Below are 19736 nucleotides of genomic sequence, written 5' to 3'. Positions count from 1 at the left end.
TAATAAACCGTGGATGGAAGCCCAACACATGAACACAACCAGCAGCACCGCCTACAACTATAAGGTGGTCCGCCAGTTCGCCATTATGACGGTGGTTTGGGGCATAGTCGGGATGGGGCTCGGCGTGTTTATCGCCGCGCAACTGGCCTGGCCCGAACTCAACTTCAACCTGCCGTGGACCAGCTTCGGCCGCCTGCGCCCACTGCACACCAATGCGGTGATCTTCGCATTCGGTGGCTGCGCACTGTTTGCCACCAGCTATTACTCGCTGCAGCGCACCTGCCAGACCCGGCTGATCTCCGACAGCCTGGCCGCCTTCACCTTCTGGGGTTGGCAGCTGGTGATCGTGCTCGCCGCCATCAGCCTGCCACTGGGCTGGACCAGCTCCAAGGAATACGCCGAGCTGGAATGGCCGATCGATATCCTCATTACCATCGTCTGGGTCGCCTACGCCCTGGTGTTCTTCGGCACCCTGCTCAAGCGCAAGACCCAGCATATCTATGTGGGCAACTGGTTCTTTGGTGGTTTCATCCTCACCGTGGCGATTCTGCACATCGTCAACAACCTGGAACTGCCGGTCAGCCTGACCAAGTCGTACTCGCTGTACGCTGGCGCCACCGACGCCATGGTGCAGTGGTGGTATGGGCATAACGCCGTGGGTTTCTTCCTCACCGCCGGCTTCCTGGGGATGATGTATTACTTCGTGCCCAAGCAGGCCGAGCGTCCGGTGTATTCCTATCGCCTGTCGATCGTGCACTTCTGGGCACTGATCACCCTGTACATCTGGGCCGGCCCGCACCACCTGCACTACACCGCGCTGCCAGACTGGGCGCAGTCGCTGGGCATGGTCATGTCCCTGGTGCTGCTGGCGCCGAGCTGGGGCGGCATGATCAACGGCATGATGACCCTCTCGGGCGCCTGGCATAAGCTGCGCAGCGACCCCATACTGCGCTTTCTCGTCGTATCCCTGGCGTTCTACGGCATGTCGACCTTCGAAGGCCCGATGATGGCCATCAAGACCGTCAACGCCCTGTCCCACTACACCGACTGGACCATCGGCCACGTTCACGCCGGTGCCCTCGGCTGGGTCGCGATGATCTCCATCGGCGCGCTGTACCACCTGATCCCCAAGGTCTTCGGTCGTGAGCAGATGCACAGCATCGCCCTGATCAACGCGCACTTCTGGCTGGCCACCATCGGCACCGTGCTGTACATCGCCTCGATGTGGGTCAACGGCATCACCCAGGGGCTGATGTGGCGTGCAGTCAACGAAGACGGCACCCTCACCTACTCCTTCGTCGAAGCTCTGGAAGCCAGCCATATCGGCTTCGTGGTGCGGGTACTGGGTGGCGCAATCTTCTTCGCCGGCATGTTGCTGATGGCCTGGAACACCTGGCGCACCGTGCGCGCCGTGCAAGCGGCCGAATATGACGCAAGCGCTCTGATTGGCGAGGGGGCTCACTGATGAGCAGCAAACACGAAATACTCGAGAAAAACGTCGGCCTGCTGGCCCTGGCCATGGTGCTGGCAGTCAGCATCGGCGGCCTGACCCAGATCGTCCCGCTGTTCTTCCAGGACGTAGTCAACGAGCCGGTGCAGGGCATGAAGCCCTACACCGCACTGCAACTGGAAGGCCGCGACATCTACATCAAGGAAGGCTGCGTCGGCTGCCACTCGCAGATGATCCGCCCGTTCCGTGCCGAAACCGAGCGCTACGGCCACTACTCGGTCGCCGGTGAAAGCGTCTGGGATCACCCGTTCCTCTGGGGCTCCAAGCGTACCGGCCCGGACTTGGCCCGCGTCGGCGGCCGCTACTCCGATGATTGGCACCGCGCGCACCTGTACAACCCGCGCAACGTGGTGCCGGAGTCGAAGATGCCGGCCTACCCCTGGCTGGTAGAGAACAAGCTGGACGGCAAGGGCAGCGCCGCCAAGCTCGCAGCCATGCGCACCCTCGGCGTGCCCTACAGCGATGCCGAGATTGCCGGCGCGGCCGAGGCCGTGCAGGGCAAGACCGAGATGGAGGCGCTGGTCGCCTACCTGCAGGTCCTCGGTACCAGCCTGAAGAACAAGAGGTAAGTCATGATCATTCACCCCAACCTGTTCCTGTCACGGAGTACACAGCCATGACCTCTTTCTGGAGTGGCTATATCACCCTGCTCACCCTTGGCAGCCTGGTCGCCTTGCTCTGGCTGATCTTCGCCACCCGCCGTGGCGAGCGCCCGGGCCCTACCGACCAGACCATGGGCCACGCCTTCGACGGCATCGAGGAGTACGACAACCCGCTGCCCAAGTGGTGGTTCATGCTGTTCCTCGGCACCATCATCTTCGCTGTTGGCTACCTGGCGCTCTACCCCGGCCTGGGTAACTGGAAAGGCGTGCTGCCGGGCTACGAGGACGGCTGGACCCAGGTCGCCCAGTGGCAGCGCGAAATCGACAAGGCCAACCAGCAGTACGGGCCGATCTACGCCAAGTACGCGGCCATGCCGGTCGAGGACGTAGCCAAGGATGAGTATGCGGTGAAGATGGGCGGTCGCCTGTTCGCCTCCAACTGCTCGGTCTGCCACGGCTCCGACGCCAAGGGCGCCTATGGCTTCCCCAATCTGACCGACCGGCACTGGCGCTGGGGCGGCTCACCGGCCGAAATCAAGCAGACCATCAGCGCCGGCCGCCACGGCATGATGCCGGCCCAAGCACCGATGATCGGCGACGATGGCGTGCGTAACGCTGCCGCCTTCGTCCTCGTCGAACTGGCTGGGCGCAAGCTGCCGGAAGGTGTCAGCGCGGACATCGAGGCCGGGCGCAAGGTCTTCTCCAGCAGCTGCTTCGCCTGCCACGGCGCGGCAGGCAAAGGCACCCCGAGCATGGGTGCGCCGGATCTGACCAACCCCAGCGCCTTCATCTACGGCAGCAGCTACGCGCAACTGCAGCAGACCATCCGCTACGGCCGTAACGGCAACATGCCCGCGCAATTGCCCTTTGTCGGCAGCGAGGACAAGGTGCATCTGTTGGCCGCCTACGTGTACAGCCTGTCACACGACGAACGCAGCGCTGCAGTCGAGCAATAAGCGAAAAGGAGGGCGTCGCCCGACGCCCTCCTTCACCTAGCAATACCCTCTCTCTGCCTGCAACCCGCACTGCAGGCGGCCTGCCGCTCTGCGACCCAGTGTCGCACCCCGCCGACAAGTTGCACGTCAGCCCCCTTGACATGGGCTAAGCTGCTGACAATCGCACGTTGTAACAATTCCAAGGCGACCCCTTCTTCAGCGCAACACGCTCTAGCTGCGAAATGTTCGCAACTGGATGGCTATTTATACCGTTCGAAACCAGGGTAAAAGCCGCTAAAACCTTGATCGTACAGGCATGTAGCGTTGCAATGGGCACCCCGTTTCTCCATACTTGCCGCCGATTTTTACCCCCCTAAAAAACCTCCATTAACCGTGGAACCCCTAGCATGAGCACAGCAATCAGTCAGACTGCTTATAACTACAAGGTGGTCCGCCAGTTCGCCGTTATGACGGTGATCTGGGGCGTCATCGGCATGGGTCTAGGCGTGTTCATCGCCGCACAACTCGTGTGGCCGGAACTCAACCTGAACCTGCCGTGGACCAGCTTCGGCCGCCTGCGCCCGCTGCACACCAACGCAGTAATCTTCGCCTTCGGCGGCTGCGCCCTGTTCGCCACGTCTTATTACGTGGTGCAGCGTACCTGCCAGGCTCGCCTGGTTTCTGACGGTCTGGCTGCCTTCACCTTCTGGGGTTGGCAGGCTGTAATCGTGCTGGCCGTGCTCACCTTGCCGCTGGGTTACACCAGTTCCAAGGAATACGCCGAGCTGGAGTGGCCGATCGACATCCTCCTGGGGATCGTCTGGGTCACCTACGCGGTGGTGTTCTTCGGCACCATCATCAAGCGCAAAGCCAAGCACATCTATGTGGGCAACTGGTTCTTCGGTGCCTTCATCCTGGTTACCGCCATGCTGCACATCGTCAACAGCATGGAAATTCCGGTCAGCCTGACCAAGTCATACTCGCTGTACGCTGGCGCCACCGATGCCATGGTGCAGTGGTGGTATGGTCACAACGCGGTGGGCTTCTTCCTCACCACCGGCTTCCTGGGGATGATGTACTACTTCGTACCCAAGCAGGCCGAGCGTCCGATCTACTCCTATCGCCTGTCGATCGTGCACTTCTGGGCGCTGATCACCCTGTACATCTGGGCCGGCCCGCACCACCTGCACTACACCGCTCTGCCGGATTGGGCGCAGTCCCTGGGCATGGCCATGTCCCTGATCCTCCTGGCTCCGAGCTGGGGCGGCATGATCAACGGCATGATGAGCCTCTCGGGCGCCTGGCATAAGCTGCGCAGCGACCCCATCCTGCGCTTCCTGGTGGTGTCCCTGGCGTTCTACGGCATGTCGACCTTCGAAGGTCCGATGATGGCCATCAAGACCGTCAACGCCCTGTCCCACTATACCGACTGGACCATCGGCCACGTGCACGCTGGCGCCCTCGGCTGGGTCGCGATGATCTCCATCGGCGCGCTGTATCACCTGATCCCGAAAGTCTTCGGTCGCGAGCAGATGCACAGCATCGCCCTGATCAACGCGCACTTCTGGCTGGCCACCATCGGCACCGTGCTGTACATCGCCTCTATGTGGGTCAACGGCATCACCCAGGGTCTGATGTGGCGTGCAGTCAACGAAGACGGCACCCTCACCTACTCCTTCGTCGAAGCGCTGGTTGCCAGCCACGAGGGTTACCTGGTGCGCATGATCGGCGGTGCGTTCTTCGCCACCGGCATGCTGCTGATGGCCTACAACACCTTCCGCACCGTGCGCGCAGCCAAACCGACTGAATACGAAGCTGCCGCCCGCATTCCTGCCGAGGTTGCTCACTGATGAAAAGCCACGAAATAGTCGAGAAGAACATTGGCCTGCTGGCGTTCTTCATGGTCATCGCCGTCAGCATCGGCGGCCTGACCCAGATCGTCCCGCTGTTCTTCCAGGACGTCACCAACACCCCGGTCGAAGGCATGAAGCCGCGTACCGCGCTGGAAGTCGAAGGCCGTGACATCTATATCCGCGAAGGCTGCGTTGGCTGCCACTCGCAGATGATCCGTCCGTTCCGTGCCGAAACCGAGCGCTACGGCCACTACTCCGTCGCCGGCGAAAGCGTCTGGGATCACCCGTTCCTGTGGGGTTCCAAGCGTACCGGCCCGGACCTGGCCCGCGTTGGCGGCCGCTACTCGAATGAGTGGCAGCGTGCACACCTGTACAACCCGCGCAACGTGGTACCGGAGTCGAAGATGCCGGCTTACCCGTGGCTGGTCGAGAACAAGCTGGATGGCAAGAACACCGCCACCAAGCTCGAAGCCATGCGCACTCTGGGTGTGCCCTACACCGACGAAGATATCGCCGGTGCGGCAGAAGCTGTGAAAGGCAAGACCGAGATGGATGCGCTGGTCGCATACCTGCAAGGTCTGGGCACCTCAATCAAGAACAAACGGTAACGCATGATGGATATCGGGACGCTTCGCGGTATCGGCACCGCCGTGGTTTTCATCGCTTTCATTGGCGTGGTGCTCTGGGCCTACAGCAGCAGACGCAAAGACAGCTTCGACGAAGCCGCCAACCTGCCCTTCGCCGACGACGCACCCGCCAAAGAGCGTGACGAAAAAGCTTCTGGGAGCAATAAAGAATGACTACCTTCTGGAGTCTCTACATCACGGTGCTGAGCCTGGGCACCATCATCGCCATGGCCGTGCTGATCTTCAGTGTGCGCAAGGGCCAGCGCCAGGACCCCACCGAGGAAACCGTCGGCCACGAGTTCGATGGCATCGCCGAGTACGACAACCCGCTGCCGAAATGGTGGTTCATGTTGTTCGTCGGCACCATCGTCTTTGCCCTCGGCTACCTGGTGCTGTACCCGGGTCTGGGTACTTGGAAAGGCCTGCTGCCAGGCTACAACGAAGCCGGTGACGGCAAGCCGTTCGCCAATGGCGAAGCCGGCTGGACCGGTGTGCACCAGTGGGAAAAAGAGATGGTGCGGGCCGACAAGCAATATGCCCCGCTCTATGCTGCCTACGCCAAGATGCCGGTCGAGGAAGTGGCCAAGGACGAGAAAGCCCTGAAGATGGGTAACCGTCTGTTCGCCTCCAACTGCTCGGTGTGCCACGGTTCCGATGCCAAGGGCGCCTACGGCTTCCCCAACCTGACCGACAACGAATGGCGCTGGGGCGGCTCGCCGGCCGAGATCAAGCAGACCATCATTGCTGGCCGCAGTGGCGCCATGCCGCCGCAGGCTCCGCAGATCGGTGAAGAAGGTGTGCGCAACGTCGCCGCCTACGTGCTCACCGAACTGGGCGGCCGCAAGCTGCCGGAAGGCGTGACTGCTGATATCGCTGCCGGTAAGAAAGTGTTCGAGACCACCTGCTTCGCCTGCCACACCAAGGAAGGCACCGGCAACAAGATGATGGGCGCACCGAACCTGACCAACCCAAGCGCCTTCATCTACGGCAGCAGCTACGCGCAACTGCAGCAGACCATTCGCTACGGCCGTAACGGCAACATGCCCGCTCAGCTACCCTATGTAGGCAGCGAAGACAAAGTGCACCTGCTGGCCGCTTACGTGTACAGCCTGTCGCACGGCGAGAAAGCCGAGCAAGTCGAGAAGTAAGCATCACCCGCCCGGGACGCGACCGCTGGTCGCACCCGGGCACAGCTCGATCAGGCGTACCATAGAGCCGTGAAATTCTGACTCCTTCGGCAAGTATCGACAGGAGCACTCACCCAAGCCGTGGTACGACCCTGATGAGCGACCAGATTCCCGTTCGAAACATCACCCCACCTGCGGCCACCGGCAACGCCAGCGTTGACCTCTACGCCAGCCAGGAAAAAATCTATACCCGCGCCTTTACCGGCCTGTTCCGCAACCTGCGGGTCAGCGGCGGAGCCTTCCTGTTCCTGCTCTATTTCGGTACCGCCTGGCTCAGCTGGAATGACCGGCAAGCCGTCTGGTGGGACCTGCCCGAGCGCAAGTTCTACATCTTTGGCGCCACCTTCTGGCCGCAGGACTTTGCCCTGCTGTCCTGGCTGCTGATCATCTGTGCCTTCGGCCTGTTCTTCATCACCGTGTTCGCCGGCCGCGTCTGGTGTGGCTACACCTGCCCACAAAGCGTGTGGACCTGGGTGTTCATGTGGTGCGAGAAAGTCACCGAGGGTGACCGCAACCAGCGCATGAAGCTGGACAAGCAGCCCATGAGCGGCGAGAAATTCGCACGCAAGGCGGCCAAGCACAGCCTGTGGATTCTCATCGGCCTGGTCACCGGCCTGACCTTCGTCGGCTACTTCTCACCGATCCGCGATTTGATCCCCAGCCTGCTCAGTGGCGAGGCCGATGGCTGGGCCTATTTCTGGGTCGGTTTCTTCACCCTGGCCACCTACGGCAATGCCGGCTGGTTGCGCGAGCAGGTGTGCATCTACATGTGCCCCTACGCGCGCTTCCAGAGCGTGATGTTCGACAAGGACACCCTGATCGTCTCCTACGATCCGCGCCGCGGTGAAAGCCGTGGCCCGCGCAAGAAGACCGCCGACTACAAGGCCGACGGCCTTGGCGACTGCATCGACTGCACCATGTGCGTCCAGGTCTGCCCGACCGGCATCGACATCCGCGACGGCCTGCAGATCGAGTGCATCGGCTGCGCCGCCTGCATCGACGCCTGCGACAGCATCATGGAGAAGATGAACTACCCGAAAGGCCTGATCAGCTACACCACCGAGCACAATCTCTCCGGACAGAAGACCCATCTGCTGCGCCCACGGCTGATCGGCTACGCCATCGCCCTGGTCGCCATGATGGGCCTGTTCGCCTGGGCTGTCGGTCACCGCTCGCTGGTGGAACTCGACATCCTCAAGGATCGCGTGCTGTTCCGCGAGAACGAGCAGGGCTTCATCGAGAACGTCTACACCCTCAAGCTGATGAACAAGGCCCAGCGCGACCTGACCTTCCTGGTCAGCGTCGAAGGTCTGGATGGTTTGGTCTACGGCGGCAAGAGCGAACTCAAGGTCGCTGAAGGTGAGGTACTCTCCGTGCCGGTGGAGTTGTCCATACCCCCGGAGAAACTGCCCTCCAGCGCCAACGAAATCCTCTTCAAGGTTCAGGCCGTTGAAGACCCCAGCATCCACAGCGACACCGACAGCCGCTTCATCGGCCCCAGCGTTCGCTAAGCAAAGGTAACTGCATGCAACCCGATACCCTCGCCCGGCCCTGGTACAAAGAATTCTGGGTCTGGTTCATTCTCGGCATTCTGGGCATGTCCGTGGTGCTGGGCACCTCCATGCTGGTCATCGCCACGCGCAATCCACCGGGTCTGATCTCCGACAACTATTACGACGTCGGCAAGGGCATCAACACCTCGCTGGAGCGCGAGAACCTCGCCACGCGCCTCAAGCTCAAGGCCAACCTGCAACTGGACAACGAGCGAGGCACCGCCAGCCTGCAGCTGCAGGGCTACAGCAACCCGCCGCAGCTGGTGCTCAACCTGATTTCGCCGACCCAGCCCGAGCGTGATCGTCGGGTAGTGCTGCAAGCCCAGGCGGACGGCAGCTATGCCGGCAACCTGCTGGACGCCGTCGAAGGCCGTCGTTTCGTCGAGGTCATCGGCCAGGAAGGCGGCCAGGACTGGCGCCTGTTCGAGGAAGAACAACTGGCCAGCGGCCAGTCGGTTCAGCTCGGCGAGTGATCCGCCCCCGCCCATGAGCAGCAGCCCCCTTCCCTGCTATCACTGCGGCCTGCCGGTTCCCGCCGGCAGCCGTTTCGAGGCCCGCGTGCTCGGCGCACCGCGGGCCTTGTGCTGCCCAGGCTGCCAGGCGGTGGCCGAGGCGATAGTCGCCGGCGGTCTGGAGAACTACTACCGCCACCGCAGCGACAACGCGGTCAACCCGCAGGCCCTGCCCAAAGCCTTGCCGGATGAGCTGGAGCTGTACGACCGCGAGGAGGTGCAACAGGACTTCGTCCAGCACCAGGGCGAACTCAGCGAAACCAGCCTGCTGATCGAAGGCATCAGCTGCGCCGCCTGTGGCTGGCTGATCGAGAAACACCTGCGCACCCTGCCTGGCGTTGCCGAAGCCCGTCTCAACCTGTCCAACCATCGCCTGACCCTGCGCTGGGCCGACAGCCTGCTGCCACTCAGCCAACTGCTCAAGGAGCTGCGCAGCATCGGCTATGCCGGTCACCCCTGGCAGGACGATGAGGCCAGTACCCGCCTGGCGGCCGAGAACCGCAAGTCGCTAAGGCAGATCGGCGTCGCCGGCCTGCTGTGGATGCAGGTGATGATGGCGGCGATGGCCACCTGGCCGGAGTTCAATGTCGACCTGTCGCCCGAGCTGGACAAGATCCTGCGCTGGACCAGCCTGTTCCTCACCACACCCATCGTCTTCTACTGCTGCGGCCAGTTCTTCCGCGGTGCCCTGCGTGACCTGCGCACCCGTCATCTGACCATGGACGTGTCGGTGTCGCTGGCCATCGGCGGCGCCTATGTCGCCGGCATCTGGTCCACCGTCACCGGCATCGGCGAGCTGTATTTCGACGCGGTCGGCATGTTCGCCCTGTTCCTTCTCGCCGGGCGTTACCTCGAGCGACGTGCCCGCGAACGCACGGCGGCGGCCACCGCGCAACTGGTCAGCCTGCTGCCGCCTTCCTGCCTGCGCCTGGATGCCGAGGAGCGCAGCGAGCGCGTGCTGCTGCGCGAGCTGCAGGTCGGCGACCGCGTGCTGGTGCCACCGGGCGCGCTGCTGCCGGCCGACGGACATATCGTCGCCGGCCAATCCAGCGTCGACGAATCGCTGCTCACCGGCGAATACCTGCCGCTGCCACGCGGCATCGGCGATGCGGTGACCGCCGGCACCCTCAACGTCGAGGGCCCGCTGACCCTGCAGATCAGCGCCCTCGGTGCCGACACCCGGCTGTCTGCCATCGTCCGTCTGCTGGAACGCGCCCAGACCGACAAGCCGCGCATCGCTGAGCTGGCCGACCGGGTCGCGCAGTGGTTCCTGCTGATCGTCCTCGGCGTGGCCGCCATCGTCGGCCTGGTCTGGTGGCAGATCGACAGCGACCGCGCCTTCTGGATCGTCCTCGCCCTACTGGTCGCCACCTGTCCCTGCGCCCTCTCACTGGCCACGCCGACCGCGCTGACCACCGCCACCGGCAGCCTGCACAAGCTCGGCCTGCTGCTGACCCGCGGCCATGTACTGGAAGGCCTCAAGCAGATCGACACGTTGATCGTCGACAAGACCGGCACGCTCAGCGAAGGACGCCTGACCCTGGAACGCATCGAGACCCTGCGCGAGCTGGATGGCGACGCCTGCCTGGCCCTGGCAGCGGCCCTCGAACATGGTTCCGAACACCCCATCGCCCGTGCCTTCGGTCACTGCACGCAAGGCGCCGAACAGCTCGCCAGCGAACCCGGCCAGGGCCTGCAAGGCGTGGTCGACGGGCGCCGCCTGCGTATCGGCCAGCCGGCCTATGTCGCCGCGCTATCAGGGCGCAGCGCGCCGGCAATTCCCGGCGAGCACGGCCAGTGGTTGCTGCTCGGTGACGAGCGCGGCCCGCTGGCCTGGTTCGTCCTCGGCGACCGCCTGCGTGATGATGCTCCGCAGTTACTGGAGGCCTGCCGCACGCAGGGCTGGCAGATCATCCTGTTGTCCGGTGACAGCTCACCGATGGTTGGCGAAGTGGCGCGCCAGCTGGGTATCGACGACGCCCGCGGCGGCCTCACCCCGGACGCCAAGCTGGCCGTGCTGAAACAGCTGCAGCAGGCCGGCCACCGCGTGCTGATGCTCGGCGATGGGGTCAACGACGTGCCGGTGCTGGCCGGCGCCGACATCAGCGTGGCCATGGGCAGCGCCACCGACCTGGCCAAGACCAGCGCCGACGCCGTGCTGCTGTCCAACCGCCTGGGCAGCCTGGTGCAGGCCTTCAGCATGGCCCGCCGTACGCGGCGCATCATCCTCGAGAACCTGGCCTGGGCAACGCTGTACAATGGCCTGGTGCTGCCCTTCGCTGCCCTGGGCATGGTCACTCCGCTGTGGGCCGCGGTCGGCATGTCGGTCAGCTCGCTGCTGGTAGTGCTCAACGCCCTGCGCCTGAGCCGTCCGTAGGGTGGATCGCGCTTCATCGATCCACCACAACGCCGCAATGGTGGATGTAAAAAGCGACATCCACCCTACGTCTGAGCCGTATCCGGAGACCCCATGTCCGCCATCTACATCCTGATTCCGATTGCCGTAGGCCTGGTCGGCTTCGCCATCTGGCTGTTCGTCTGGGCGGTGGACAACGGCCAGTACGACGACCTCGACGGCCCGGCCCACAGCATCCTGTTCGACGACGAAGACCCGCAGCACCAGGCCGGCATCGCCGAAGCCGACAAGCCGACGGAGCAGGATGAACCCCGTGCTTGAACTCGCCCCGCTGCTGGTTTCCGCCCTGATCCTCGGCCTGCTCGGCGGCGGTCATTGCCTGGGCATGTGTGGCGGCCTGATGGGCGCGCTGACCCTGGCCATCCCCGCCGAACAACGGGCCCGGCGTTTTCGCCTGCTGCTGGCCTACAACCTCGGCCGCATCCTCAGCTACACCACTGCCGGCGTGCTGATCGGTCTGGCCGGCTGGGCCGTGGCCAGCAGCCCGGCGGCCATGGTGTTGCGGGTGATCGCCGCGCTGCTGCTGATCGCCATGGGCCTGTACCTGGCCGGCTGGTGGAGCGGCCTGACCCGCATCGAAGGCCTCGGCCGCCATCTCTGGCGCCACCTGCAACCCATCGCCACGCGCCTGATGCCGGTCAGCAGCCTGCCCCGCGCCCTGCTACTCGGCGCCATCTGGGGCTGGTTGCCCTGTGGCCTGGTCTACAGCACCCTGCTATGGGCGGCCAGCCAGGGTTCGGCGCTGGACAGCGGGTTGCTGATGCTGGCCTTCGGCCTCGGCACCTGGCCGGTGCTGTTGGCCACCGGATTGGCCGCCGAACGGCTGACCGCCCTGCTGCGCAAGCGCGGCGTGCGCATGGCCGGCGGCCTGCTGGTGATCCTGTTCGGCCTGTGGACCCTGCCCGGCCCGCATCAACACTGGCTGATGGGGCATTAGTCGGCGCACGCTCTGCTCTCGAACGGCGCAACGCAGCCCGGCAAGCTCCTCCAGCTTGATACAGGTCAAGATCACCCACCGCGCACCTCCCTAGACTCGCAACCACTGCTTGCCTATCCGGGGACAATCGTATGCTCGACGCCATTCGCTGGGACGCTGACCTGATCCGGCGTTATGACCTGCCCGGCCCGCGTTACACCTCCTATCCCACCGCCGTGCAACTGCATAACGAGGTCGGCTCGTTCGACCTGCTGCATGCGCTGCGCGACAGCCGCAAAGCCCTACGCCCGCTATCGCTTTACGTGCATGTGCCGTTCTGCGCGAACATCTGCTACTACTGCGCCTGCAACAAAGTCATCACCAAGGATCGCGGCCGCGCCCTGCCTTATCTGGAGCGCCTGGAGAAGGAAATCTCCAGCATCGCCTGTCATCTGGACCAGCAGCAGGTGGTCGAGCAACTGCATTTCGGCGGCGGCACCCCGACCTTTCTTAGTCATGACGAGCTGCGCCGACTGATGGGCCATCTGCGCCAGCACTTCACCCTGCTGGATGACGACAGCGGCGACTACGGCATCGAGATCGATCCGCGCGAGGCCGACTGGTCGACCATGGGCCTGCTCCGTGAGCTGGGCTTCAACCGCGTCAGCCTCGGCGTGCAGGATCTCGACCCGGCCGTGCAACGGGCAATCAACCGCCTGCAGAGCCTGGAAGAAACCCGCGCCATCGTCGAAGCGGCGCGTACCCTGCAATTCCGCTCGGTGAACATCGACCTGATCTACGGCCTGCCCAAGCAGAACCCGCAAAGCTTCGCCCGCACCGTGGCCGAAGTCATCGCCCTGCAACCGGATCGCCTGTCGGTGTTCAACTACGCCCACCTGCCGGAACGCTTCATGCCGCAGCGACGCATCAACAGCGAGGACCTGCCCAGCCCGGCGGACAAGCTGGCCATGCTGCAGGGCAGCATCGAGCAGCTGACCGCCGCCGGCTATCGCTACATCGGCATGGACCACTTCGCCCTGCCCGACGACGAACTGGCCACCGCCCAGGAAGACGGCACCCTGCAGCGCAACTTCCAGGGCTACACCACCCATGGCCACTGCGATCTGATCGGCCTTGGCGTCTCGGCCATCAGCCAGATCGGCGATCTGTACTGCCAGAACAGCAGCGACCTGGGCAACTATCAGCAAAGTATCGACAACGACCAGCTCGCCACCCTGCGCGGCCTGCAGTGCAACCAAGACGACCGCATCCGCCGCGCCGTGATCCAGCAACTGATCTGTGAGTTCCAGTTGGATTTCACCACCATCGAAGCGCAGTTCAACATCGACTTCCGTAGTTACTTCGCCCCGCTCTGGCCGCAGCTGCAGCAACAGGCACGCGACGGCCTAATCGACCTCAGTGACAGCGGTATCGATGTCCGCCCAGCTGGCCGACTGCTGGTGCGCGCGGTGTGCATGCTGTTCGACCGCTACCTGGAGCAGCAGAACCTGCAGCGTTTCTCGCGAGTTATCTGAAGATCGCCGTCTGTAGCCCGAATGAAATCCGGGGCATGCCTATCCCGGATTGCATCCGGGCTACCACGACCATGTCCGCGGCAAAAGTGCAGGAATTACTTGCCGGATCTCAGCCCAGTGCCAGCCCGGCCGCCGTCTGCATCTGCTCGTCACTCAAGCCGGCTTCGCGCATGGCCTTGAGCAGGTTGGCACTGGCGCTGCTGAGTGCCCCTTGCAATGAAGCAAGCTCACTGCGCAGCGCCTCGACGCGCAACTGGCGGATCTCAGGAGCCAGCCCTGGTTCGGCCATCAGCGCCTCCAGCTCGGCCTGCTTCTCGGCGATCTGCTGCTTCAACGCACGGATCAGCCTGAGCAGTTCCTTGACGCTGTCCGGCAGGTTGCTCTCGTCGATATCCGCGTTCTTCGTGCTCGAACGTACCCTTCCCAGTTCCGAAAGGCTCACGCGCAAGCCATCGGCCACTGCCTCGGCATCCGCCGCTTCGCCATTGTTCCGCGCCACCTGGCGCTGGATGCCCAGGCTCAGGCGCTCCGTCAGGCCACCCACATCGATCCGTAACATGAACTTGCCCTGCAGCTGTACTCAACGGCCTTGTCGGCCGACCGCCGAAAAACTTGAACACCCGGTCAAGGGCTGGCCAGCCAACCCGCCCCTGCGTTACCCTTGCGCTTTATAGGTGTTTAGCCAGCAGGGATCTCCGAGATGTCCGAATCCATCAAGGTGCACACGCCGCACCAGGCCCATTGCAAGGATTGCAGCCTGGCAGCGCTGTGCCTGCCGCTGTCACTCAATCTCGAGGACATGGACTCCCTCGACGAAATCGTCAAACGCGGACGACCGCTGAAGAAAGGCGAATTCCTCTTTCGCCAAGGCGATACCTTTGCCTCCGTGTTCGCCGTGCGTGCCGGCGCGCTGAAGACCTTCAGCCTGTCTGACGGCGGTGAAGAGCAGATCACCGGCTTCCATTTGCCCAGTGAGCTGGTCGGCCTTTCCGGCATGGATACCGAGCTCTACCCGGTTTCGGCCCAGGCCCTGGAAACCACTTCGGTCTGCGAGATTCCCTTCGAACGTCTGGACGAGCTGTCCGTCCAACTGCCCCAGCTGCGTCGCCAGCTGATGCGGGTGATGAGCCGGGAAATCCGTGACGATCAGCAGATGATGATGCTGCTGTCGAAAAAGACCGCCGACGAACGCATCGCCACCTTCCTGGTCAACCTGTCCGCGCGCTTCCGCGCGCGGGGCTTCTCCGCCAACCAGTTCCGCCTGGCCATGTCGCGCAACGAGGTCGGCAACTACCTGGGCCTGGCGGTGGAAACCGTGTCACGCGTGTTCACTCGCTTCCAGCAGAACGGCCTGCTCGCTGCAGAAGGCAAGGAAGTGCACATTCTCGATCCGATCGAACTGTGTGCACTGGCCGGCGGCAACATGGATCGCTGATAATTCGCTGCCCATAGCGCCTGGAGTACCGCGATGATGTTCGACGAATTCAGCATCAAGTCCCTGATTCGCCCTGTGCCCGACTTCCCCAAGCCGGGTGTGGTGTTTCGCGATATCACCCCGCTGTTCCAGTCGCCCCGCGCCCTGCGCCTGGTTGCCGACAGCTTCATCCAGCGTTATGTGGAGAGCGAGTTCAGCCACATCGCTGCCATGGATGCCCGGGGCTTTTTGATCGGTTCGATCATCGCCTACGAACTGAACAAGCCGCTGATCCTGTTCCGCAAACAGGGCAAGCTGCCCGCCGACGTGCTCGCCGAAAGCTACCAGACCGAATATGGCGAGGCGCTGCTGGAAGTGCATGCCGACAGCCTGTGCGAAGGCGACTCGGTGCTGATTTTCGATGACCTGATCGCCACCGGCGGCACCCTGCTCGCCGCCGCCCGCCTGGTCCGGCGCATGGGCGCCACAGTGCACGAAGCCGCCGCGATCATCGACCTGCCCGAGCTGGGCGGTTCGCAGAAACTCCACGACAGTGGCATCCCCACCTTCTGCCTGACGGCCTTCGCGCTCAACGAGCGCTGAGTTCCCCGCACGCGGCGGAGTGGCCCATGGCGCCGATCAATCGTCGCGAGTCAGCACTTCCAGCAACTCGATCTCGAAGACCAGGTTGGCGTTCGGCGGAATCGAACCCACCTGGCGTTCGCCATAGCCCAGATGCGCCGGCACCCACAGCTTGCGCTTGCCGCCCACGCGCATACCCATCAGCCCCAAATCCCAGCCCTGAATGACACGGCGCGTACCGATCACGCACTGGAACGGCTTGCCGCGCTCATAGGAGGAGTCGAAGGAACTGCCGTCCTCCAACCAGCCGCGGTACTGGGTGGTGATCAAGGCGCCCTTGACCACGGCCTTGCCGTCGCCCAGCTGGATATCTTCAACCTGCAATTCGTTGCTCATCGCTCACCCTCGTTCGATCAATCGGCAGCCTGCCTCGGCGCCCCGCGCAGGCTTTTCGCAGGATTTCGCCGAGCTGGCAAGCGATGCACGGCAACTTCACCGGCTTACAAACTGCGCTGCAGGCTAATAACTGCACACCACTTGGCAGGCAAAGACAGAAAGCCTGCGCTTTCAGGCTAAAATGCCCGGCTGTCTACCGATCATCCTGTCGAAGCCTGAAACCATGTCCCTGCCCAAGCACCAGCTCGAACTGTTAAGCCCGGCGCGCGATGCCGCCATCGCCAAGGAAGCCATCCTGCATGGCGCCGACGCCGTGTACATTGGCGGGCCGAGCTTCGGTGCGCGGCACAATGCCAGCAACAGCGTGGCGGACATTGCCGGCCTGGTGGAATTCGCCCGCCTGTTCCACGCCAAGGTGTTCGTCACCATCAACACCATCCTGCACGACGATGAAGTCGAGCCGGCGCGCCAGCTGATCCACCAGCTCTACGACGCCGGCGTCGATGCGCTGATCGTGCAGGACATGGGCGTGATGGAAATGGACATCCCGCCGATCGAGCTGCATGCCAGCACCCAGTGCGATATCCGCACCCTGGACAAGGCGAAGTTCCTCTCCCAGGCCGGCTTCTCGCAGATCGTCCTGGCGCGCGAGCTGAACCTGGAGCAGATCCGCGCGATCAGCGACAGCGTCGATGCCGCCGTCGAGTTCTTCATCCACGGTGCGCTGTGCGTGGCCTTCTCCGGCCAGTGCAACATCTCCCATGCGCAGACCGGGCGCAGCGCCAACCGCGGCGACTGCTCGCAGGCCTGTCGCCTGCCCTACACCCTGAAGGATGACCAGGGCCGCGTGGTGGCCTATGACAAGCACCTGCTGTCGATGAAGGACAACAACCAGACCGCCAACCTGATCCACCTGGTCGATGCCGGCGTGCGCTCGTTCAAGATCGAGGGCCGCTACAAGGACATGAGCTACGTGAAGAACATCACCGCTCACTACCGCCAGGAGCTCGACGCCATCCTCACCCAGCGCCCCGAGCTGGCGCGCAGCTCCAGCGGCCGCACCGAACACTTCTTCACCCCGGACACGGAAAAGACCTTCCACCGCGGCAGCACCGACTACTTCGTCAGCGACCGCAAGATCGACATTGGCGCCTTCGAGTCGCCCAAGTTCGTCGGTCTGCCGGTGGGCGAAGTGCTCAAGGTCGGCAAGCACGACCTAACCGTGCAGACCACTGAACTGCTCAACAATGGCGACGGCCTCAACGTGCTGATCAAGCGCGAAGTGGTGGGTTTACGTGCCAACACCGTGGAGCAACTGGCCCAGGTCGAGGAAGACGGCAGCACGCAGTGGCAGTACCGCGTGGTGCCCAACGAGATGCCGGCCGAGCTCAAGCAGCTGCGCCCGCACCACGTGCTCAACCGCAACCTCGACCACAACTGGCAGCAGGCGCTGCTCAAGACCTCGTCCGAGCGCCGCGTGGCGGTCAGCTGGCAAGCCGAGCTACGCGAAGCCGAGCTGCGCCTAACGGTGACCAGCGAGGACGGCAGCAGTGCCAGCGTCAGCCTGCCCGGCCCGTTCGGCCCGGCCAAGGATGCCGAACAGGCGCGCGCGCAGTTGGTCGACACCCTGAGCAAGCTGGGCACTACCATCTATTACGTCAGCGACGTGCAGATCGACGCGCCGCAGGCGCTGTTCATCCCCAACTCGCAGCTCAAGGCCCTGCGCCGCGAAGCCATCGAGGCGCTGAGCGCTGCGCGCGTGGCCGCTCACCCGAGCGGCAGCCGCAAGGCCGTCAGCGTGCCGCCGCCGGTGTACCCGGAATCGCACCTGACCTTCCTCGCCAACGTCTACAACGACCAGGCCCGCGCCTTCTACCAGCGATTCGGCGTACAGCTGATCGACGCGGCCTACGAGGCCCACGAGGAAACCGGCGAAGTGCCGGTGATGATCACCAAGCACTGCCTGCGCTTCTCCTTCAACCTGTGCCCCAAGCAGGCCAAGGGCGTCACCGGCGTGCGCACCAAGGTGGCGGACATGCAGCTGATCCATCAGGACGAAGTGCTGACCCTGAAGTTCGACTGCAAGCCATGCGAGATGCACATCATCGGCAAGATGAAGGGCCACATCCTGCACCAACCGCAACCGGGCAGCGCAGCCAGCTCAGCCGGCATGGTCGGCTACATCAGCCCGGACGACCTGCTCAAAACCATCAAGCGCAAGCCGGCTGGCCGGCCGTAAGGACTTGCACAAAAGTCGCCAGCCCTGTCGGCCACCTCGTTACGCTTCAGTGGAGGCCGCTGCGGCTTCGCTATCGTGCGCTCAAATGCAGTCACCGATCGCCCCTGGCTCGAGGCCGGTGTAGCTTCATGCGGTCACGGCTGACGCACAGCTAGCTTGCTTACCCAGCTCCGTCAGGTAATAACACTGCAGACGACTATTGGGCTTGTCCGGCCGGGTCATGGCAATCAGTCCGGCATCCAGCGCCGGACGCAGATAGCGCTCGCGGAAAGATTTGCGGTCGGCCAAGCCCAGAGCAGCTTGCAGCTTCTCCCGACTGACCTCGCCGACCACATGCTTGAGCAACGCCGCGACTTGAGGGGTGACTTGAGGCGCCACTTGAGGGGTCACGCTTAGAATTGCATCACGCAGCATGCTCAACATAAACCCAATAAACGGCGCACTGTCGGCTTGTTGGGTGCTGTCATTGATAGCCGCGTAGTACTCGGCTTGATGCGCGTGCACCAGGCTTTCCACCGGTACATGCGCGAACAGTGGCTGCCAACGGCTCAGAATCAGGGTTTGCCACAGCCGCCCCATGCGCCCATTGCCATCGGCAAAGGGGTGGATAAATTCGAACTCGTAGTGAAAGACGCAACTGGCAATCAGCGGCGGCTGATCGGTTATTTCCAGCCAGTGCAGTAGGTCACGCATTAGCTTGCTGACGCGATTGGCCGGTGGAGCCATGTGCACCACCTGATCACCCTTCATCACGCCAACACCGCCCTGGCGATAATGCCCGGCATCATCGTTCAGGCCTTTCATCAGCAGCGCATGAGCATCAAGCAGATGCTGTTCACTCGCGGGCTGCCAAGCCTCCAACTGCTCGTAAACGGCCAGTGCGTTACGCGCCTCCTGCACATCTTTAGGCGGCGCGATGATGCGCTTACCGTCGAGGATCGCGGTGATCTGCTCCTCGCTCAGCGTATTACCCTCAATCGCCAGCGAGCCTTGCACGGTGCGGATACGGTTGATCCGCCGCAAGCGCAAAGCATTGGCATGCTCCGGCTGCGCGCTTAAGCGACCGACGCTTTGCGCAATCTCCGTCACCAACGACAGAGTGCTGCCGTTCAACGTAAAGGGGGGCTGATAGAGTGCCTCGCCGACCATTACGCCGCCGCACTGCGTTTGGGGTTGGAAAGACCACCGCTCCAGAACGCATTCCAGATCTGGTCAACTTGGGATTTGATAGCGCCTGTGATCACTATGTCTGACCGCCTGAATTGAATAACGGATTTACTGCTCGGCAGCGTTGCGCGGGGGCAATGGCCAAGTCGGGAAGACCCGGCTGGCAAGGTGGGCTCAGTGTAACGAATAGCCCTGAATACGGTTACTCATCTGACCGGACATCGTTATCCAATCGGGAGCCAGCCAACAGCGGCGCTATAATTCGGCCTGCAAATAGATTGGCTGGCTCCTAC

19 protein-coding genes are annotated in these 19736 nt (G+C 63.3%); 16 read left to right on the top strand and 3 right to left on the bottom strand.

Annotated features, from left to right (window positions below):
- Positions 1-28 precede the first annotated feature (28 nt).
- From ccoN (LRS11_RS15660) to hemN, 13 genes are all read left to right on the top strand, one after another.
- Complete coding sequence (gene ccoN / locus LRS11_RS15660; RefSeq protein ID WP_260493840.1) at positions 29-1465, top strand: cytochrome-c oxidase, cbb3-type subunit I; 1437 nt, start codon at positions 29-31, stop codon at positions 1463-1465.
- On the top strand, positions 1465-2079 hold the full coding sequence (gene ccoO, locus LRS11_RS15655; RefSeq protein ID WP_260493839.1) for a cytochrome-c oxidase, cbb3-type subunit II: 615 nt from the start codon (positions 1465-1467) through the stop codon (positions 2077-2079). Before ccoN (LRS11_RS15660) ends, ccoO (LRS11_RS15655) begins: the two co-directional genes overlap by 1 nt.
- Positions 2080-2126: 47 nt before the next feature.
- Positions 2127-3068, top strand: a complete 942-nt coding sequence (gene ccoP, locus LRS11_RS15650) for a cytochrome-c oxidase, cbb3-type subunit III (RefSeq protein WP_260493838.1) — start codon at positions 2127-2129, stop codon at positions 3066-3068.
- Between the two features lie 386 nt (positions 3069-3454).
- A complete protein-coding gene (ccoN, locus tag LRS11_RS15645) occupies positions 3455-4897 on the top strand; it encodes a cytochrome-c oxidase, cbb3-type subunit I (RefSeq protein WP_260493837.1) in 1443 nt (480 codons plus the stop codon).
- Entirely contained in the window at positions 4897-5508 is a 612-nt protein-coding gene (gene ccoO, locus LRS11_RS15640; RefSeq protein WP_260493836.1) for a cytochrome-c oxidase, cbb3-type subunit II, read from the top strand. Before ccoN (LRS11_RS15645) ends, ccoO (LRS11_RS15640) begins: the two co-directional genes overlap by 1 nt.
- A 6-nt stretch (positions 5509-5514) precedes the next feature.
- Complete coding sequence (locus tag LRS11_RS15635) at positions 5515-5700, top strand: cbb3-type cytochrome c oxidase subunit 3 (protein WP_182833710.1); 186 nt, start codon at positions 5515-5517, stop codon at positions 5698-5700.
- Positions 5697-6674: a cytochrome-c oxidase, cbb3-type subunit III gene (gene ccoP / locus LRS11_RS15630; RefSeq protein ID WP_260493835.1), complete on the top strand. Its 978-nt coding sequence runs from the start codon at positions 5697-5699 to the stop codon at positions 6672-6674. The genes LRS11_RS15635 and ccoP (LRS11_RS15630) overlap by 4 nt, the downstream gene beginning before the upstream one ends.
- A 134-nt stretch (positions 6675-6808) precedes the next feature.
- Complete coding sequence (gene ccoG / locus LRS11_RS15625; protein WP_260493834.1) at positions 6809-8224, top strand: cytochrome c oxidase accessory protein CcoG; 1416 nt, start codon at positions 6809-6811, stop codon at positions 8222-8224.
- Positions 8225-8238: 14 nt separating this feature from the next.
- Positions 8239-8739, top strand: a complete 501-nt coding sequence (locus LRS11_RS15620; RefSeq protein WP_260493833.1) for a FixH family protein — start codon at positions 8239-8241, stop codon at positions 8737-8739.
- A 13-nt stretch (positions 8740-8752) separates the two neighbouring features.
- Positions 8753-11155, top strand: coding sequence for a heavy metal translocating P-type ATPase (locus LRS11_RS15615; protein WP_260493832.1), 2403 nt, complete (start codon positions 8753-8755; stop codon positions 11153-11155).
- Positions 11156-11248: 93 nt separating this feature from the next.
- On the top strand, positions 11249-11455 hold the full coding sequence (gene ccoS / locus LRS11_RS15610; RefSeq protein ID WP_260493831.1) for a cbb3-type cytochrome oxidase assembly protein CcoS: 207 nt from the start codon (positions 11249-11251) through the stop codon (positions 11453-11455).
- Positions 11448-12131 (top strand): sulfite exporter TauE/SafE family protein, encoded by a 684-nt coding sequence (locus tag LRS11_RS15605; protein WP_260493830.1) that lies wholly within the window; start codon positions 11448-11450, stop codon positions 12129-12131. The genes ccoS and LRS11_RS15605 overlap by 8 nt, the downstream gene beginning before the upstream one ends.
- Positions 12132-12262: 131 nt before the next feature.
- Positions 12263-13645 (top strand): oxygen-independent coproporphyrinogen III oxidase, encoded by a 1383-nt coding sequence (hemN, locus tag LRS11_RS15600; protein WP_260493829.1) that lies wholly within the window; start codon positions 12263-12265, stop codon positions 13643-13645.
- Positions 13646-13754: 109 nt separating this feature from the next.
- Here hemN and LRS11_RS15595 read toward each other — a convergent pair whose 3' ends face one another.
- On the bottom strand, positions 13755-14204 hold the full coding sequence (locus LRS11_RS15595) for a hypothetical protein (RefSeq protein ID WP_260493828.1): 450 nt from the start codon (positions 14202-14204) through the stop codon (positions 13755-13757).
- 141 nt (positions 14205-14345) lie between these two features.
- On the opposite strand from LRS11_RS15595, the gene fnr reads away from it, so the two are divergent.
- Positions 14346-15080 carry a fumarate/nitrate reduction transcriptional regulator Fnr gene (gene fnr, locus LRS11_RS15590; protein ID WP_260493827.1) on the top strand — a complete coding sequence of 245 codons (735 nt, stop codon included), beginning with the start codon at positions 14346-14348 and terminating at the stop codon, positions 15078-15080.
- A 33-nt stretch (positions 15081-15113) separates the two neighbouring features.
- A complete protein-coding gene (locus LRS11_RS15585) occupies positions 15114-15662 on the top strand; it encodes an adenine phosphoribosyltransferase (RefSeq protein ID WP_260493826.1) in 549 nt (182 codons plus the stop codon).
- Between the two features lie 36 nt (positions 15663-15698).
- Here LRS11_RS15585 and LRS11_RS15580 read toward each other — a convergent pair whose 3' ends face one another.
- Complete coding sequence (locus LRS11_RS15580) at positions 15699-16037, bottom strand: FKBP-type peptidyl-prolyl cis-trans isomerase (RefSeq protein WP_260493825.1); 339 nt, start codon at positions 16035-16037, stop codon at positions 15699-15701.
- 223 nt (positions 16038-16260) lie between these two features.
- Here LRS11_RS15580 and LRS11_RS15575 point away from each other — a divergent pair, with 223 nt between their 5' ends.
- A complete protein-coding gene (locus LRS11_RS15575; protein WP_260493824.1) occupies positions 16261-18276 on the top strand; it encodes a U32 family peptidase in 2016 nt (671 codons plus the stop codon).
- Between the two features lie 126 nt (positions 18277-18402).
- Here the strand turns inward: LRS11_RS15575 and LRS11_RS15570 are convergent, their stop codons facing one another.
- Positions 18403-19425: a Fic family protein gene (locus LRS11_RS15570; RefSeq protein WP_260493823.1), complete on the bottom strand. Its 1023-nt coding sequence runs from the start codon at positions 19423-19425 to the stop codon at positions 18403-18405.
- Positions 19426-19736 lie beyond the last annotated feature (311 nt).

The organism is Pseudomonas sp. J452, from assembly GCF_024666525.1.
Classification (GTDB): domain Bacteria; phylum Pseudomonadota; class Gammaproteobacteria; order Pseudomonadales; family Pseudomonadaceae; genus Aquipseudomonas.
The sequence above is the reverse complement of the archived record's forward strand: the minus strand, read 5'-3'. Positions and strand labels throughout refer to the sequence as shown.